The organism is Prosthecobacter sp., from assembly GCF_044373815.1.
Lineage (GTDB): Bacteria > Verrucomicrobiota > Verrucomicrobiia > Verrucomicrobiales > Verrucomicrobiaceae > Prosthecobacter.
The window spans coordinates 1-15,722 of record NZ_JBIPNG010000106.1 but is presented as its reverse complement, the minus strand read 5'-3'; the positions used below and the strand labels follow the sequence as shown (position 1 = coordinate 15,722).

The window sequence follows — 15,722 nt, the reverse complement described above, 5'->3', positions numbered from 1 at the left end:
ATCACAAGGCTGGTTCAGCCGGATTGGCGAATCGATCAAAGGCATTCTGTTTGGCATCATTGTCATTCCCGTGACGATCGTTCTGCTCTGGTGGAACGAAGGACGTGCCGTCACCACGGCAAACAGCCTGAAGGAAGGTGCCGCCGCCGTGGTGCATGTGGCTGCGGACAAAGTGGATCCTGCCAATGATAAAAAGCTGGTGCATGTGACCGGTGAGGCCAAAACAGACGCGCTGGTGGTGGACACCGATTACGGCGTCAGCGTGCCGGCACTGCGGCTGGTGCGCACCGAAGAGATTTATCAGTGGGTGGAGAACAAGAAGACCGAGAAGAAGGAAAAAGTCGGTGGCAGTGAAGAAACCACGACCACCTACACCTACGACAAGAAATGGGTGGATGAGCCGGTGAAGTCTTCGGAGTTCAAAAAGCCCGAAGGCCACACCAACGAAGGCGACTTGATCTCCGGAAATGCCAACATCAGCGCCGAGAAGGTCACTCTGGGAGCGTTTGACGTGCCGGAAGACTTTGTGAAGCAAATGGGCAGCCCGATCAAACGTGCGGTCACGGATGCGGATCTGGCCACGCTGCCCGCCGATCTCAAAGAGGGCACGAAAATCCAGGACGGAGCCTTCTACATCGGCCCAAACCCCAAAGAGCCCAAGGTTGGCGACGTGCGCGTGTCTTTTGAAATCGTGAAGCCCGGCACCTTCAGCATCCTGGCCGCGCAGATCGATGAGACTTTTGAGCCCTACCAGACCAAGGCCGGCGATGCGATCGACTTCATCGAAGAAGGTACGGTCAGTGCCGAAACCATGTTTAAAAACGCGGCCTCCGCGAATTCCATGATCACCTGGCTGGTGCGCTTTTTCGGCTTCCTCTTCATGGCCTTCGGCTTCATGGCCATCATGAAACCGCTCAGCGTGCTGGGCAGTGTGATTCCCTTCATCGGCAACATTATCGGCATGGGCACGGGCCTGATCTCCTTTGCCCTGGCGGGTGCCATCTCCTTCCTGGTGATCGCCATCGCCTGGATCTTTGTCCGCCCGTTGCTTGGCATCGCGATGCTGGCACTGGCCATCGGAGCCTTCATTTACACCCGTAAGCTGGCAGCTGCCAGCAAGCCTGCCGCAGCTTGAGTAGGAAGGGCTAAATATACTCTAAGCTTGATGGTTGTTGCTCCCGTTGTCAGGTGTGTCACAGTACCTGACTGATGCGACTTACCAGCAGCACCGCCGCTCCCCTTGTGACTCGTTCCGCGCCGCCTTCGTCGCAGGAACTGTCCGCCATGATGCCCTTCGGGCGTTATTCCGTGCAGGCACAGGTGGGCATCGGCGGCATGGGTACGGTGTATCGTGGCACGCAGCTCAGCCTCGGCCGGCCCGTGGCCATCAAGGTGCTGCGCGTGAGCGACGGGTATGACTTCGCTTTTGAAGATCGCTTTCGCCGTGAGGCGCGGGCCATGGCCACGCTGAACCACCCGAACATCGTCGCCATCTACGACTATGGTCATATCGGCACCGACTTCCTGTTCTTCGTCATGGAGTTCGTCGATGGCACCGATCTCGGTGAAATCATGCGCACCGGCCGCATGACGCGCGAACTCGCGCTGCAGCTGCTGCCACAAATCTGCGCCGGACTCGAATACGCGCACTCCAAAGGCATCGTCCATCGTGACATCAAGCCCGCGAACATCATGCTTACCCGCCAGGGCGAGGTGAAGATCACCGACTTCGGGCTCGCCAAGGACGTCATGCGCGCGCCGTCCATGGTCACCGAAACGCACATGGTCATGGGCACGCCGGAATACGCCGCACCGGAGCAGTTCAACGCGCACCGGGACGTCGATCATCGCGCTGACATCTATGCCTTCGGCGTGCTGATGTATCAGATGCTCACGGGGGCACTGCCACGTGGTTCCTGGCAGCCACCATCCACCTTGCTGCACGGTCTGGATGCCCGCTTTGATGCGGTCATCATCCGTGCCTTGATGACGGATCGTGAGCACCGCTATCAGTCCATGGGCGACATGCGCCGGGTGATCGAGGCGGCATCGGTGCCTGCGGCTCATACTCCCAGCCGACCTCTGCCGGTCGCCAAACCTTCCGCCGGACGCATCCTGCTGCTCGAAGACGATCTCATGGTGCGCGATCTGATGCGCCGTGCCTTGGAAAAGGCGTCTTTTGAAGTCGTTGAAACCGGAGATGGCAAGGAGACTCTGCGCCAGTATCAGGAAGCGATGCAGCAGGGCCGTCCCTACGACCTCGCCATTCTCGATCTCACCATTCCCGACGGCATGTGCGGCCGGGAAACCATGCTGTATCTCCGTCGCCTTGATCCACAAATCCTCGCCATCGTCTCCTCCGGCTATCGGGATGACGCTGTGATGAAAGACTGCGCCGCCTACGGCTTTGCCGCTGCGCTGCCAAAGCCCTACCAAGTCGAAGGCCTGCTGCACGTCGTGAACGGCGCTCTCGCCGTGGGCCGCCGCCGCATGGCGTGAGGTTACACCACGCGCACCGCCGCCTGGGCATCCATGGCCTGCCAGACGCCATGCACCACACGCATGTAGTTCATGCCTTCGCCGAAATCCGGCCTCGGTCGCGGAGCTTTCGGATCACGCACCGCCGCGATGAAATCACGCTCCACCGTCCAGCTTCGCTGCAGCTCGGTGGGAACCGGCACTGACTCCAGCTTGCCGCCGCGTTTGCCCACCTGAAGATCATCCGTGGCGAAGTCATAGCTCAGCGTGCCTTCGGAGCCGAAGATCCACAGCTTGTCCGTCGGCGCATGCGCGGCCACGCCGCTGAAGAGCATCGTGGCCTCGATGCCGCTGCGGAATTTGGCCATCACGTTGACGAAATCCGGAATATCCACCTCCACGCCCGCACGTTCCGGGATCACCACATTGCCGCGTGCCTCCACTTCCACGATGTGGCCGAGCCACTGCTGCAGCACCTCGGTGTAAATGCCGAGCGTGAGGATTTGAATGCCGCTCAAGTCGGACTGCTGCCGCCAGTGTGCGGGCTTTGCCGCATCCAGCCAGGCATCATTGAAACTGTGCAGCAGCACCTGATGCGGCGTGCCGATGGCACCTTCCGCGAGCAGCTTCTTCACCAGCTCTCCACCATGCATGCCCTGCGGTGCCGGGCAGATCGCGGTGACGAGTTCCGGATAACGCATGGACGCCTCCCACATCTGGCCCGCCTCCGGCAGAGATGCCGCCATGCGTGCCTGCGTGAAGACATGCTTCCCGTGCTGCAGCGCGTAGCAGGTCATCTCAGCATGCATGTACGGGTGCGTGCCGATCCAGACCACATCCACCTCATCGCTAGACGCCACTTCCTCCCAGCGCTCCACTGCCTTGGCTTCTGGCGCAAACTCACGGCAGAAAGCCTCGGCACTTTCCAGCGAGCGGTTCGTCACCTGGGTGATCTGGACATTCGGGATCGCCCGCAGGCCGGGCATGTGGCGGGATTTGACGATGCCACCGGCGCCGATGATGCCGATGCGGATGGGTTGCTCAGTTGCGGTCATAGACGTATGGATTGGGCACACCTTGGAGCCAACATTCAAGCCCCGCATGCAAATCCTGCACATCTTCCTTTCTCCGGAGCACATCTACGTCGGTCATCACGGCCTGCCACCCGGCACCACGCCCATGATCGAAGTGCCGGAGGCTGAATGCGTGGCTGGAAAAGGCCTGCGTGGTGATCGCTATTTCGGCTGGAAGGAGGACTTCAAAGGGCAGGTCACCTTCTTTGAACACGAGCAATACGAGCGTCTCTGCGAGCAGTTCAGCGCCATGGGTGTGCCCCCCTCCGTCTTTCGCCGCAACCTCATCACCAAGGGCATCGACCTCAACACTCTCATCGGCACCGAGTTTGAAGTGCAGGGCGTGCGTTTTCTCGGTACGCAGGAGGCAGCACCCTGCCACTGGATGAACCAGGCCTTTGCTGAAGGAGCCGAAGCAGCTCTCAAAGGCCACGGGGGCCTGAGGGCGAAAATTCTGAGCGACGGCATCCTCCGCAAATCATGAACTCTCCCTTCGCCGCCGCATTGCTCGCCGGTGGTCGCTCCACCCGGATGAAACAGGACAAAGCCCTGCTCCATTGGCATGGGCAGGATTTGTGGCAGGCACAATTGCACAAGCTGCAGTCGATCGGTGCCGCTCGCGTGCTCCTCTCCTGCCGGCGCGAACAACCTTTGTTTGTCAGCCCCAGCGAAGAAGTGGAAGTCGTGCATGATCCCGAGGGCGCGGATGACGGTCCGCTGGGTGCCATCACACGATGTTTGGAGCAGGTGCAGATGCCGCTGCTCGTCCTCGCCGTGGACATGCCCTGGATGACCGCCGCCTTTCTGCGCGAACAATTGCACCAGCACGAGAGCCCGGAGAAGGGCTGGTTCTTTCGCGGTCCGCACGGCGATGAAACCCTCGCCGGTCTCTACGTTCCCTCCATGCTGCCGCTTATGCGGGAGGCGCTTTCAAAGAAAGACTTCAAGCTCCAGCACGTCATCGAGACCGCCGTCCATTCAGAGCTGGCCGTCACGCATGCGCTGGGAGATGAGCAGATGCCCTTTTTCCACAATGCGAACACGCCGGCGGATTTGAAGTGATGCTTCTGATCTGAAAGTTGCCCCTTAGTTTTTGTGCAGCTCAATGGTTTGTCCGTCCAAAAAAGATCTCGAGGACCGATGCAACTTGGTTGAGGGGCCAAAAAACGACATGTGCTTGCTTTGATAGCCCGGGGCGGAGACGTCCATCTTGCGGTGGCGAGGCGAGACGTCCAAAGGCGGAAATAAGGACTGCGAAATCGGACTGAAGAGGTATGCACCATGCCATCCGTAAACAGGTTTTAGGGAGAAATAACCGTCGGCAGAACTAGTTGCCACGCGTTTGTCAGGTGGTGAGGAAATGGTGACGTTGGCGACCGGCAGATGGCTGTCGGCATCCACAACGCGCCCCCTAACTCCATAGAGGTGCAGTCTCATGTGCGGAACAGGAACAAAGCAGCTGCTGAGAGTGAAAGCCGCGATGATGGTGATAACAATTCTGGCGGTCATGCGGGGTGGACTTTCTTTGAGAGGCTCAAGTCTCATTCGGTGAAATAAGCTTCACAGCTTCTTGAGCTGCGCCGTCAGGTATTCGCCACACGGCGTTTCTTTCCCATCCTTGAAGCGAATCACATACGGCTTCCCGGAAGTGCCTGAAGTGGAGGCCACCATCGCAATGAAATCGGCTGCGGTCTTCACCTCCTTGTCATTCCGCTCCCATTTGGCCCGGAGAAACTTGGCCGCATTCGCCCCGCCGTAGTCGCTTCCGTTCCGGATGAAGGTGGCGTTTTCCAGTCCCTGAATGTGCGAGATCAGCGCCTCGATCTTCGTCTTCTCGGTTGCCTCTGCTGCCGTCAGCGCGGTGGAGGCACTCCAAAAGAAGCAGATGAGACATAAGGCTTGGGTGATGAGTTTGGTTGTCATGGCGGTACTCATTAAACGCCCCTGCGCTGGCATGCGGTTGTTCGTGTTCAACGCAGCTCATGCCCCAAGATCGCCAGCGTGGCGATGCTGGCAGTCTCGGCACGCAGGACCAGCGGCCCCAGCGTGACCGGTACAAAGCCCGCCGCAAAAGCCTGCGCTTCTTCTTCAGCCGTGAAGTCACCCTCGGGCCCGATCAAGATGGCCACGCTGTCCGGTCTGGATGCAGGCAATGCTTCTTTAAGCGTACGGGAGTGCTCGCTGAGTGCTGGGATAAGCTTCAGTGCAGCTTCAAACTTCACACCTGCGGCGAGGGTGATGGGCGCGTGAAGCTCAGGCACAAACGGCGTGTGGCATTGCTTCGCGCTTTCAATCATATGCCGCCTCCATTTGGCCAGCTTCTTCTCCGTCTGTGCCGCATCGAGATGGATCACGGTCCGCTCCGTGATGACGGGCTGGATGCTCGCGGCGCCCAGTTCCACCGCCTTTTCCAGCAGCCACTCAAAGGGCTCCGCTTTGATCAGCGCAGGCAGCAGATGAATCGATGTCTGAAACGGTTCAACTCGCGTTTCAGCGGTGATTTTGGCCTGCACGGTCGATTTGGTCACCTGCGTGATCTCGCAAACGGCCACCCGGCCTGCGCCATCAAAGACCTCGATGGTGTCCCCCGGCTGCTTGCGCATCACGCGGCCACAATGCTGCGCTTCATCGCCGGTCAGCGTGAGGTGTGGCGTGGTCCAGTCAGAGGCGGAAAGATGGAAGCGCGGCAGCGACATGTCAGCGTTTCATCAGCGCTTCAATCTCATCCGCCTCGATCGGAATATGCGCCATGAGATCAATGTTTTCGTGTTCACCGATGAAGATGTTGTTCTCCAGACGGACACCAAGTTTTTCCTCCCGGATGTAGATGCCGGGCTCCACGGTGAAGACCATGCCGGGCTGCACGGGCTTCCACATGTGGCCCACGTCATGCACGTCGATGCCCAGCGGATGCGAGGTGCCGTGCGGGAAATATTTCTTATACGCCGGTTTGTCGGGATCCTGCTTCGCGATGTCCTCCTCCGTGATCAAACCGAGGCCGAGCAGCTCCTTTTCCATCAGCTTGCCCACCTCCTCCTGATACTCGCGGATGATGACGCCGGGGCGCAGCATCTGGCAGCACTTTTTGAAGACGCGCAGCACGGCGTCATAGACCTGGCGCTGGCGCGGCGTGAACTTGCCGTTCACAGGAATCGTGCGCGTGAGGTCCGCGTTGTAGTTGCCGTAGTTCGCCGCCACATCCAGCAGCAGCAGCTCACCGTCCTGACACTGGCAGTGGTTGGTGATGTAATGCAGCACGCAGGCGTTCGCGCCGCTGGCGATGATCGGCGTGTAGGCAAAGCCGCGCGCACGCTGGCGGATGAACTCATGGGACAGCTCGGCCTCAATCTCGAACTCCTGCACGCCCGGCTTCACAAACTTAAGCAACCGGTCAAAGCCCTCGCCCGTGATGCGAATCGCTTCGTTCAGCGCCGTGATTTCATGCGGGCTCTTGATGACACGCAGCTCATGCATCAGCTGCGCGAGCCGGCGGTAGTCATGCAGCGGATACTCACGCTGGCAGCGCTGCGTGAAGCGCATCTCTCGCGTTTCCGTGGGGATGGTGGCACGGGGGTGCTCGTTCGAGTTGAGGAAAACATGGTCCGCCTGGCACATGACGGCGCGGAACAGCACCTCAAAATCCTCCAGCCAGTGCACGCGTGAAACGCCGCTGCGCTCCTTCGCCTGCTCCTTGCTGAGCTTCTCGCCCTCCCACACGGCGATGTGCTCGTTCGTCTCGCGCACAAACAGCATCTCCCGCTGCTTCGGATCCGCCGCATCGGGATAAAGCACCAAAATCGTCTCCTCCTGATCCACGCCGCTCAGGTAAAAAAGATCGCTGTTCTGCACGAAACTGAGTGAACCGTCCGCATTCGTCGGCAGCACATCATTGGCATGAACGATCACGACGGACTGCGGCGGCAGCTTGGCATAAAGATGCTGGCGATTGGAAACGAACAATTCGGCGGGCAGAGGTTGGTAGCGCATAGGAGTAGGGCAAGCTTCCTGCTTGCAGCAGGAGGCGATTGTGGCCGACATTCTCCGAAAGTCGAGGCCGTGAACGTGCCCTATCAGGACTTCAGTACGCTCGCTGGAAGCTTGAGCCTCTGAACAGACGCGAAGAAAGGCGGGTCTTGAACTTTTGGAAATATGCGCATACCCTCAAGGCATGTCCGTGACATCGACACAAACCGCCAGTGCCTCTGGAGAAAATGCCGAAGGTTTAACCATTCACTCGAAGCGCGAATGGATGAGTACCTTTGGAGCCTTCGCCAAAGATCCAATTTTTGAGTCAGCGATGGATGCAGGTGAGGCATGGGCGAAAACGCAGACTTGGGAGAAGGAACAGACCGCGCCAAAGACCCATGCTGGTGCTTGATGGCAACATGCTCCGGCAGTTTCTGAGCGCCTCCGAATCAGGTGAACGTTTGCGCGCGCGAGTCGATGCTTCCGGTGACGACGCGTCTCTGACAGTGGTGACCATTGAGGAATCCATGCGCGGATGGTTGGCAGAGTTGAACCGCAGATCCATCAATCCGCACGGGCAGATCGAAGTTTATAGGCGCATGCATACCAGTGTCGAAGTGTTTGCCAAATGGACGGTGCTGGCTTGGGATGTGGAGTCATCCGATTTATTTTTGAAGCTTCGCCGTGATGGCGTGCGCATTGGGACGCATGATTTAAAAATCGCCTGCATCACCTTGGCGCATGATGCCTTGCTGCTGACGCGGAACACCGTGGACTTTGCGCAAGTGCCGGGGCTGCGCTTTGAGAACTGGGCGGATTAAGCCCCTTTATTGCGCCAGTACCGCTTTCGGCGGATGGCGGTCCGCCTTGATCCACAGCTGGGTTTCAGTCCAGAAGGCTTCAACCGGCAGGGCAAAGGTCGTGACGCGGTCCACACGGGCGATGTTGATGCCGACGACCTTGCCTTCGAGTGTGGCCACGGGACCGCCCATGTCGGCGGGGAGGAGGGGGATGTCGTGCTGGAGGACTTCGGGGAAGTTGTCGTTGCGCAGGGAGATACCGCCATTGGCGAAGTCTTCGCCCTCCCAGTTGTTCAGCACCTTGGAGCGGCTGGCCAGGCGGACGCGGCAGCTCTCCTCCTTGTCTTTGCGCAGGTAGTGGATGTCAATGATCTCACCGGGCTGGCGCTTTTTCACGATGTCATAAACACGGTCCAGAGCCCCCACCTTTTCACCTGCAATGGTGATGAGGACGTCGTCTTCCTGCAAACCGGCGGCCTCGGCGGGGCTTTCACTGGCGATGCCGACGATTCGCACCCCTTTGCCATCTTTGGACGCTTTGGCATCCATGCGGATGCCCATGGCGGCACCCTCGCCCGGAATACGGCGGAATTTGGCGCTGACAATGCCGATACGCGTTTCCTTGCCTGCATCCGCCACACTGCACAGCCACTGGCCGAGACCGAGTGAGTGTGCGCCACCAAATGAAACCGCGCGCAGTCCGGTAATGCCCACCGCCTGGGCCAGCAACAGGTCCAGCCGCGTCTCACGGTGCACCTCGCGCAGATCTGCGGTGCGCCCGTCGCTGAACTTGATGCGTGTTTTATGCAGCTCCGGCACCTCGCTGGCCTTGAATAACACATAGCCGTCTTCGCCCACAATGGTGGCGGTGCAGATGGCGCGTCCCAGCGGGCTCTCGATGCGCGCGGCACAGGCGATGGTGAGCGGCTTGAGCCTTTCAACAGCCGCGAGCGTGTGCTTCCCATTGGTTCGGTCCTCCTGCGGCAGAGGCAGGCGCGGCGGGTCCGCATGGATGAGAAGGGGACTGAGGAGTAGAAGAAAAGCGGAATGACGAAGCCCAAATGACCAAGCAGCCCGCGCACGGAATGCGGCGGGGCTGTCCTTCGTCATTTTAAATTCGTCCTTCGTCATTGTCTTACTGTCCTTCTTCCTGCGGCTTTTGTGCCAGTTGGACGGAAACATCGCGTTCCTTGTCGTGGGTGCGCAGTCTGAGCTTGAGGGTGTCGCCTGCGGCCCGGGCGCGCACGGTGGCGCTGAACTGCTGCTGGTCGGTCATGGCCTCATCATTGACGCTCAGGATGACATCTCCGGCGCGAATCCCAGCCTTCAGTGCGGGAGAGGCTTCGATCACATCGGCCACTTCGAGATCCAGACTGTCGTTCATCACCGTCGCCACCCCGAGGTAGCCACCGGCACCCGTGCCCCAGGTCTTGATGACCTGCGATTTCTGCATCGCCTCCCAGGACCGGAGAAAGGGCGCCATGGAAACGTGAACGTTTTGGTCCCGCCCCTCCCAGATCTGGCTGTGGATGCCGATGACCTCGCCATTGAAGTTGAAAAGCGGGCCGCCCGAGTCGCCGCCCATCAGCACGCAGTCGCTGTGCAGGCTGTTGGCGGTTTGCTTGATGATCCTGCCCACACGCAGCACGGGGCCGCGTGCCTTGTCAAAGCCCCCGGGGTGCCCCATTGCGAAGCACCACTCACCGGGCAGCGCCTTGGCCACTTCACGGCTCAGATTCACGAAAGGCCAGGGCTTGCCCCGGTCTTTCAGCTGGGCCAGTGCGGCGTCGGTCGTTTTGTCCAGCCCCAGCGATTTGGCCGTGGTGACGGTGCCGTCTTCCAAAATGACCTTCATGTCCTTGCCCGGGCCGTTGGGAACGTGGGCGGCCGTCAGCATCAGCCCGTCGGCGGAAATGATGACCCCGCTGGCCGTGCCGTCACCGCTTTGGATGGCCACCAGCGCCTGGCGCACCCGGGGTAGCAGCTTCTGCACGTCACTCTGGATCTTCAGGAGTTCAGAGATGTCAGTCTTCGGCGCAGGATTTTTATCCGCTCCACCCGCCGCGAGGGCCGTGGAGGCAATGAATCCGGACGCTACGAAGACCGTAGCGGCTCTGCGAGCCATGAGAGTGCAGAGGGAGAACATGCGCGTGCCGGAGTTTACGTTCACCCGCCCGGCAGGTCAAACTGCGATCCGGGGGGGAATCTGCTGTTGAATACGGGGCCGGGCTGCGCTTCTCTCGGGCGTCTTACCCCCAATCACACACTTTTCATGAACTACGACCTCATCGTTATCGGCGGCGGGCCTGCGGGCTACGTCGGAGCCATCCGCGCAGCGCAACTCGGCAAAAAAGTGGCCTGCGTCGAAAACGACCGCGCCGGGGGCACCTGCCTGAACTGGGGCTGCATTCCCACCAAGGCCCTGCTGAAGAACGCCGAGCTGTACCACACCATCACCCACCGCGCCGAGGAGTTCGGCCTCAAGATCGGCAGCGTCGAGTATGACTGGTCCAAGGTCATCGGCCGCAGCCGTGGCGTCAGCGACAAGCTCAACAAGGGCATCGAGTTCCTCTTCAAGAAGAACAAGGTCGACTACCTCAAAGGCACCGCCAGCATCCCCGCCGCAGGCAAGGTTGAAGTGACCGCCGCTGACGGCACCAAGGCCACCCACGATGCGGCCAACATCCTCATCGCCACCGGCGCGAAAACCCGCCCGATGCCCGGCTTCCCCTTCAATGGCAAGACCGTCATCGGCAGCAAGGAGGCCATGACCCTCGACAAGCAGCCCAAGAGCATCATCGTCATCGGTGCAGGTGCCATCGGCATTGAGTTCGCCTACTTCTTCAACGCCTACGGCACCAAGGTGACCGTCGTTGAAATGCTTCCAGACATCCTCCCAGTCGAAGACACCGAAGTCAGCAAGACACTGGAAAAGAGCCTGACCAAGTCCGGCATCCGCATCCTCACCAACACCAAGGTCACCGGCACTTCCGAAGACGGAAATGGCGTGAAGATCACCGTCGAAGGTGCTGCCAACGAAACGCTTGAGGCGGACGTCTGCCTCGTCGCCATCGGCGTGGTCCCCGTGCTGCCCGGCGGAGTCGAGATCAAGCTCACCGACCGCGGCTGGATTCAGACCGACGACCGCTATCAAACCTCCGTCAAAGGCGTCTATGGTGCTGGCGATATCATCGGGCCGCCCTGGCTCGCCCACGTGGCCAGCTATGAGGCTGTGCAGTGTATTGAAGGTCTCTTCACCAAGCACAAGCCCAAGAAAGTCGGCGTCTTCCCTGGCTGCACCTACTGCCATCCGCAGGTCGCCAGCATCGGCCTCACCGAGCGTGCGGCCAAGGAAAAGGGCCTCAAGTTCAAGGTCGGCAAGTTCCCCTACGTGGCCAGCGGCAAGGCTCTCGCCGCCGCCGAGCCCGAAGGCTTCGTCAAGATCCTCTACGGCGAACCGCACGGTGAGATCATCGGCGCGCACATCATCGGCAGCGAAAGCACCGAGATGATCGCCGAGATCGGCCTCGCCATGAACCTCGAAGCCACCTGGGACGAAATCGAAGCCACCATCCACGCCCATCCGACCCTGTCCGAGATGGTCAAGGAGGCGACGGAAGTCGCCAAGGGGCATCCGATCCACGTGTGATTGATTCTTCCTTCGCTCTATAACGACTTTAATTCTCTGGCGTGCCTCCCAAGGGCGCGCCAGTTTTGTTCTGTCGTTCTTGCAGCGAATTGCTGCGATCAATCATCCACCCAATGCGTTCACAACCACAATGAAATCTCTCCTCCCACTTCTGCTTGCCGCATTGCTCAGCGCCTGTTCGGGCACTCATTCCACGATCAAAGAAGGCTATGCTTACCAGCTTTCAGAAGATCAGGCTGCAGTGCTGGTGGACTCGGTTATACGCTCAAACATTGCGAATGATCGCATGCTTCCAGGTAGCACACTAGTGGCCTCCGGTTACGACCGCTCAATAACTGACACCCAGACCTACACTGCCACCGCCATCGCGGTTCCACGCTTTTCGGCATTTGGATTCGAGATTCAGCACAAAGGCACCATGTTCAACGGTCCCTCCAAGGCAAAACGTCTCTATCGTACACTCAACGAAAGAGCCGCCCTTTCGGGCTCGCGAGTCATGCTGATCGCACCTTCTAGCGCCAAACATCCATAGCTCAAAGACGTGTTGATCATGACAAGGAGGCGTCTGGTATCACGTTACCTATCTCTCCATCCTCCACCATGAACCGCCGTCAGTTCCTCCACACCACCTCCGCCGCGGCCCTCACCGCTTCCTCCTGCACCACGACGACCAAGCGGGCGGACAAGCTGATCATCGACACGCATCAGCACCTCTGGGGCGGAGATTTCGTGAACCCACCCTGGGTCAAAACAGCGCCTGAAGTGCTGCAGCATGATTTCCTCACCCCCGAATATGTGGAGGCCACTCACGGCCTCAACGTGAAGGCCATCTACATGGAAGTGGATGTCGCTCCGAAAGATCACGTCAAAGAAGCCGATGCCATCGTGGCCCAATGCCGCGCCCGTAACACCCCGACCATCGCCGCCACGATTGGCGGGCGTCCCGCCTCAGCAGATTTCGAAAGCTATGTGCAGCGCTACGCCGGCAACGGCATCGTCAAAGGCCTGCGCCAGGTGCTGCACGGCCCCTCCACGCCCGCTGGCTATTGCCTGCGCCCCGATTTCGTGCGCGGCGTGCAGACACTCGGCAAACACGGCCTCAACTTCGAACTCACCATGCGCCCCACGGAACTGCACGATGCCGTGAAGCTCATCCAGCAGTGCCCGGAGACTCATTTCGTCCTCGACCACTGCGGCAACGGCGATCCGAAGGCCTTCAATCCCAAACTCGGTCCCGGCTTGAAACGCAGTTGTACCGCCGACGGCTGGAAACGCGGCATCGATGCCGTCGCCGCGCAGCCAGGAGTGATGTGCAAGATCAGCGGCATCGTCGCCTTCGTCCCGCCCGGCGAATGGCGCGCCGAAGACCTCGCGCCTGTGGTGAATCACTGCCTCAATGCCTTCGGCCCCGACCGCGTCTTCTTCGGCGGCGACTGGCCCGTCTGCCTCCTCGGCAGCCGCGTACGCGGCTGGGTCGAGGCCCTGGACCAGATCGTGGCATCACGCCCCTTCGAAGATCAGCGCAAGCTGTGGTCAGTCAATGCGACCAAGTTTTATCGGGTATAGAAAGTAGCCCTCTCGCTCCGCGAGAGGTGCTCAGCGCATGGCAAGCCAGTGCCGCACGAGTGCGCATGCGAGTTCTTGGAGCGCGGGTCTCCGAACCCGCAGCACTCCGCAAAGTCAGCAAGCTCCGAGCTCGTCCTCCCAATGTGACAAGCGGTGACTCATGCCGCGAGTGCGAGGCGCTGCTTTAATCCGCCCGACAACTGGCCCGCCAGCTGGCGCTCACCGCCGTCTGCCGGTCTTTGATGACATTGATGCGCGCCACAAATCCAGGTTCTCACGAATGCTCAGGTCTTCGAAAAAGCCGAATCACTGCGTCATGTGCCCCACCTGCTTCCCAGTCAGCTTGCAAGGTATGGCCTCATCAAGGCTGCTTCACCACGCCCAGCACTTCCAGCTCATGAATGGACCAGTACGTTCCCTTCGCTTCACCAGTCTGCGAAATGCGGATGAATTTCACTTTGGCCGGTTTTGGGAAGACGTATTCGACCGCTCCAGCATCGCCTTTGCTCTGAAGAACGGGCTTCTCCCATTCACTGCCGTTGAGTGACAGTTCGATCTTATACTGCCGTGGATAATCGTTGTGCGATTTGCCCGTGTCGAGCACGAGGCCGGAGATGTCCGTGGCTTCGGGGAGATCAATCTGGAACCACATGTCGGGAGTCTGCGGCTTGCGGCTGTCCCAGCGCGTGGCGATGTCGCCATCGACAGCCTTGGCAGTTTCCTTTTCATTGTGGCTGGTCGTGAGCTTCCACGCAGCGCGATTTTTCAGCGGCTGCGGGGAGAGAGCCTGCAGCTCTTCGATGCTCCACGGCGTGGTGCGCTTGGAGAGGTCTTTGCGCAGCTTGGCCACTTCCTGCTTGGTGACGAGCTTCCCATTGTTGCCAAAGGCCTTGCGGATGTAGCTCGTCACGTCAGCGATCCACTGGTCGTTGTTTGTGGCCATGGGCACCATCTGCGCCTCATAGGTCTTGCCATTGATGGGGCCGCCAAGGCCGTTCATCATCACGCGAACGATGGCATCTCCTTGCACTGCCGTCTTGGAACCAGCGAGCGGCGGCGCCAGCGTCGCGCCTTCACGGCCGGCGATCGGCATCCCGTTGCCGTCGAAACCGTGGCAGGCGAAGCACAGCGAGCGGAAGATCTCCTGCCCACGCTCCAGCTGCTTCTTCTCATCCTTGGTGAAGCTGCCGCTGATCTTCGGTGCCTCCACCAGCAGCTGAGCACCGATTTCCCTCACGCCGACGCTAGCCGATGTCATCAGCACCGTCTGCGCTTCGAGCTTCCAGTTCGGCCAGTTGAAGTGACGGCTGGTGTACAGCGTCTGGAGGACCACCGTCGGATCTTTGTCAGCACGCAGGGCTTTGATGTCGACGATCAGGGCCGTGTCGCCTTTCTTCAGCAGGGATTCCGCCACGCGGATGGCATTGGCGCGCAGCTGCGGATGCGCATCCTTCATTGCGGTGTGAATGATGTCCGGCGTGATCGCATCGAGTCCTTCAAGCGTCCACAGCGCGTGCAGGCGGGCGAGATGGTTCTCATTTTTCGCCGCCATCTCAATGAGCGCAGGCACCACGGACTTGTCGTTCTTCACCACCAACATGCGCTGCGCAGTGTCGCGCCAGAAACCGTTCGGATGCGTGAGATGCGCGACAAGCTGCTCGGCCGTCTCGCCGATCATCTTCGGCTGCGGGCCGGGCTTGAAATCCTTGTGCACCAGACGCCAAACGCGCCCATGACCAGTCACATGCTGCATGCCAGTTGGCTCGATGGCTCCGCGCAGAAAGCTCCCCGGCTTCACCCAGTTGCCCTCTTGAATGATGCCACGATACGCATCCACAATGTAGAGGCAGCCATCCGGCCCGGTCGTCATGTTCAGCGGACGGAAGTTCGGGTCGCTGCTGCGGATGAACTCATTCATCTCCGCCTCATACGGATTGGTCACGGTGGTGATGCCATCCTTCACTTCGACGATGGAACGGCGGATCAAGCGACCTACCGGCTCCGGCAGAAACACATTCCCATACAGTTCCTTCGGCAGGCGATCACCACGATAGATCGTCTGTCCCGCGCAGCCCGTGAAGTGATTCAAACGAAGGTCTTCGGGAGAATGGAATCGGCCCGGGCCACCTTGGAAATCACCGAGTGCCACGATGGGCCACACCGTATCGTATTTCTCGCTCTTCTGCTGCG

At 59.9% G+C, this 15,722-nt stretch carries 17 protein-coding genes; 9 read left to right on the top strand and 8 right to left on the bottom strand.

Annotation, left to right across the window (positions count from 1 at the left end):
* A partial coding sequence (locus tag ACIREA_RS11225) for a TMEM43 family protein (RefSeq protein ID WP_397382366.1) occupies nucleotides 1-1,135 on the top strand: 1,135 nt, incomplete at its 5' end.
* Nucleotides 1,136-1,242: 107 nt separating this feature from the next.
* Nucleotides 1,243-2,499 carry a protein kinase gene (locus tag ACIREA_RS11220; protein ID WP_397382365.1) on the top strand — a complete coding sequence of 419 codons (1,257 nt, stop codon included), beginning with the start codon at nucleotides 1,243-1,245 and terminating at the stop codon, nucleotides 2,497-2,499.
* Nucleotides 2,500-2,501: 2 nt separating this feature from the next.
* Here ACIREA_RS11220 and ACIREA_RS11215 read toward each other — a convergent pair whose 3' ends face one another.
* On the bottom strand, nucleotides 2,502-3,533 hold the full coding sequence (locus ACIREA_RS11215; protein ID WP_397382364.1) for a Gfo/Idh/MocA family protein: 1,032 nt from the start codon (nucleotides 3,531-3,533) through the stop codon (nucleotides 2,502-2,504).
* 46 nt (nucleotides 3,534-3,579) lie between these two features.
* Here ACIREA_RS11215 and ACIREA_RS11210 point away from each other — a divergent pair, with 46 nt between their 5' ends.
* Complete coding sequence (locus ACIREA_RS11210; RefSeq protein WP_397382363.1) at nucleotides 3,580-4,035, top strand: MOSC domain-containing protein; 456 nt, start codon at nucleotides 3,580-3,582, stop codon at nucleotides 4,033-4,035.
* On the top strand, nucleotides 4,032-4,613 hold the full coding sequence (locus tag ACIREA_RS11205) for a molybdenum cofactor guanylyltransferase (RefSeq protein WP_397382362.1): 582 nt from the start codon (nucleotides 4,032-4,034) through the stop codon (nucleotides 4,611-4,613). The genes ACIREA_RS11210 and ACIREA_RS11205 overlap by 4 nt, the downstream gene beginning before the upstream one ends.
* Nucleotides 4,614-4,637: 24 nt before the next feature.
* Here ACIREA_RS11205 and ACIREA_RS11200 read toward each other — a convergent pair whose 3' ends face one another.
* Genes ACIREA_RS11200 through ACIREA_RS11185 form a run of 4 tightly spaced genes read right to left on the bottom strand, consistent with a single transcriptional unit; the run spans nucleotide 4,638 to nucleotide 7,538 of the window.
* Nucleotides 4,638-5,060, bottom strand: coding sequence for a hypothetical protein (locus tag ACIREA_RS11200; protein ID WP_397382361.1), 423 nt, complete (start codon nucleotides 5,058-5,060; stop codon nucleotides 4,638-4,640).
* A 51-nt stretch (nucleotides 5,061-5,111) separates the two neighbouring features.
* Nucleotides 5,112-5,474 (bottom strand): DUF5329 family protein, encoded by a 363-nt coding sequence (locus ACIREA_RS11195; RefSeq protein WP_397382360.1) that lies wholly within the window; start codon nucleotides 5,472-5,474, stop codon nucleotides 5,112-5,114.
* 47 nt (nucleotides 5,475-5,521) lie between these two features.
* The gene (locus ACIREA_RS11190) at nucleotides 5,522-6,247 is read right to left on the bottom strand and encodes a 16S rRNA (uracil(1498)-N(3))-methyltransferase (RefSeq protein WP_397382359.1); all 726 of its coding nucleotides are present in this window, start codon (nucleotides 6,245-6,247) and stop codon (nucleotides 5,522-5,524) included.
* 1 nt (nucleotide 6,248) lies between these two features.
* Entirely contained in the window at nucleotides 6,249-7,538 is a 1,290-nt protein-coding gene (locus ACIREA_RS11185; RefSeq protein ID WP_397382358.1) for an aminopeptidase P N-terminal domain-containing protein, read from the bottom strand.
* Nucleotides 7,539-7,719: 181 nt separating this feature from the next.
* Between ACIREA_RS11185 and ACIREA_RS11180 the strand changes: the two genes are divergently transcribed.
* Together ACIREA_RS11180 and ACIREA_RS11175 are read left to right on the top strand one after the other, a co-directional pair.
* Nucleotides 7,720-7,929: a hypothetical protein gene (locus ACIREA_RS11180; protein ID WP_397382357.1), complete on the top strand. Its 210-nt coding sequence runs from the start codon at nucleotides 7,720-7,722 to the stop codon at nucleotides 7,927-7,929.
* Nucleotides 7,916-8,338, top strand: coding sequence for a type II toxin-antitoxin system VapC family toxin (locus ACIREA_RS11175; RefSeq protein WP_397382356.1), 423 nt, complete (start codon nucleotides 7,916-7,918; stop codon nucleotides 8,336-8,338). The genes ACIREA_RS11180 and ACIREA_RS11175 overlap by 14 nt, the downstream gene beginning before the upstream one ends.
* A gap of 6 nt (nucleotides 8,339-8,344) precedes the next feature.
* On the opposite strand, the gene ACIREA_RS11170 is transcribed toward ACIREA_RS11175, so the two are convergent.
* Together ACIREA_RS11170 and ACIREA_RS11165 are read right to left on the bottom strand one after the other, a co-directional pair.
* Nucleotides 8,345-9,448 (bottom strand): PDZ domain-containing protein, encoded by a 1,104-nt coding sequence (locus ACIREA_RS11170; RefSeq protein WP_397382355.1) that lies wholly within the window; start codon nucleotides 9,446-9,448, stop codon nucleotides 8,345-8,347.
* Between the two features lie 4 nt (nucleotides 9,449-9,452).
* Nucleotides 9,453-10,442, bottom strand: coding sequence for a S1C family serine protease (locus tag ACIREA_RS11165; RefSeq protein WP_397382354.1), 990 nt, complete (start codon nucleotides 10,440-10,442; stop codon nucleotides 9,453-9,455).
* A 147-nt stretch (nucleotides 10,443-10,589) separates the two neighbouring features.
* On the opposite strand from ACIREA_RS11165, the gene lpdA reads away from it, so the two are divergent.
* The 3 genes from lpdA (at nucleotide 10,590) to ACIREA_RS11150 (ending at nucleotide 13,532) form a co-directional block, all read left to right on the top strand.
* Entirely contained in the window at nucleotides 10,590-11,966 is a 1,377-nt protein-coding gene (lpdA, locus tag ACIREA_RS11160) for a dihydrolipoyl dehydrogenase (RefSeq protein WP_397382353.1), read from the top strand.
* 130 nt (nucleotides 11,967-12,096) lie between these two features.
* On the top strand, nucleotides 12,097-12,498 hold the full coding sequence (locus ACIREA_RS11155) for a hypothetical protein (RefSeq protein ID WP_397382352.1): 402 nt from the start codon (nucleotides 12,097-12,099) through the stop codon (nucleotides 12,496-12,498).
* Between the two features lie 68 nt (nucleotides 12,499-12,566).
* The gene (locus ACIREA_RS11150) at nucleotides 12,567-13,532 is read left to right on the top strand and encodes an amidohydrolase family protein (RefSeq protein ID WP_397382351.1); all 966 of its coding nucleotides are present in this window, start codon (nucleotides 12,567-12,569) and stop codon (nucleotides 13,530-13,532) included.
* Nucleotides 13,533-13,893: 361 nt separating this feature from the next.
* On the opposite strand, the gene ACIREA_RS11145 is transcribed toward ACIREA_RS11150, so the two are convergent.
* On the bottom strand, nucleotides 13,894-15,722 hold a 1,829-nt coding region (locus ACIREA_RS11145; RefSeq protein WP_397382350.1), incomplete at its 5' end, for a discoidin domain-containing protein.

Excerpts from the sequence above, each read along its gene's own strand:
- ACIREA_RS11215 (WP_397382364.1), bottom strand. The coding sequence starts at position 3,533 with ATGACCGCAACTGAGCAACCCATCCGCATCGGCATCATCGGCGCCGGT.
- ACIREA_RS11210 (WP_397382363.1), top strand. The coding sequence starts at position 3,580 with ATGCAAATCCTGCACATCTTCCTTTCTCCGGAGCACATCTACGTCGGT.
- ACIREA_RS11205 (WP_397382362.1), top strand. The coding sequence starts at position 4,032 with ATGAACTCTCCCTTCGCCGCCGCATTGCTCGCCGGTGGTCGCTCCACC.
- ACIREA_RS11200 (WP_397382361.1), bottom strand. The coding sequence starts at position 5,060 with ATGACCGCCAGAATTGTTATCACCATCATCGCGGCTTTCACTCTCAGC.
- ACIREA_RS11195 (WP_397382360.1), bottom strand. The coding sequence starts at position 5,474 with ATGACAACCAAACTCATCACCCAAGCCTTATGTCTCATCTGCTTCTTT.
- ACIREA_RS11190 (WP_397382359.1), bottom strand. The coding sequence starts at position 6,247 with ATGTCGCTGCCGCGCTTCCATCTTTCCGCCTCTGACTGGACCACGCCA.
- ACIREA_RS11185 (WP_397382358.1), bottom strand. The coding sequence starts at position 7,538 with ATGCGCTACCAACCTCTGCCCGCCGAATTGTTCGTTTCCAATCGCCAG.
- ACIREA_RS11180 (WP_397382357.1), top strand. The coding sequence starts at position 7,720 with ATGTCCGTGACATCGACACAAACCGCCAGTGCCTCTGGAGAAAATGCC.
- ACIREA_RS11175 (WP_397382356.1), top strand. The coding sequence starts at position 7,916 with ATGCTGGTGCTTGATGGCAACATGCTCCGGCAGTTTCTGAGCGCCTCC.
- ACIREA_RS11170 (WP_397382355.1), bottom strand. The coding sequence starts at position 9,448 with ATGACGAAGGACGAATTTAAAATGACGAAGGACAGCCCCGCCGCATTC.
- ACIREA_RS11165 (WP_397382354.1), bottom strand. The coding sequence starts at position 10,442 with ATGGCTCGCAGAGCCGCTACGGTCTTCGTAGCGTCCGGATTCATTGCC.
- lpdA (WP_397382353.1), top strand. The coding sequence starts at position 10,590 with ATGAACTACGACCTCATCGTTATCGGCGGCGGGCCTGCGGGCTACGTC.
- ACIREA_RS11155 (WP_397382352.1), top strand. The coding sequence starts at position 12,097 with ATGAAATCTCTCCTCCCACTTCTGCTTGCCGCATTGCTCAGCGCCTGT.
- ACIREA_RS11150 (WP_397382351.1), top strand. The coding sequence starts at position 12,567 with ATGAACCGCCGTCAGTTCCTCCACACCACCTCCGCCGCGGCCCTCACC.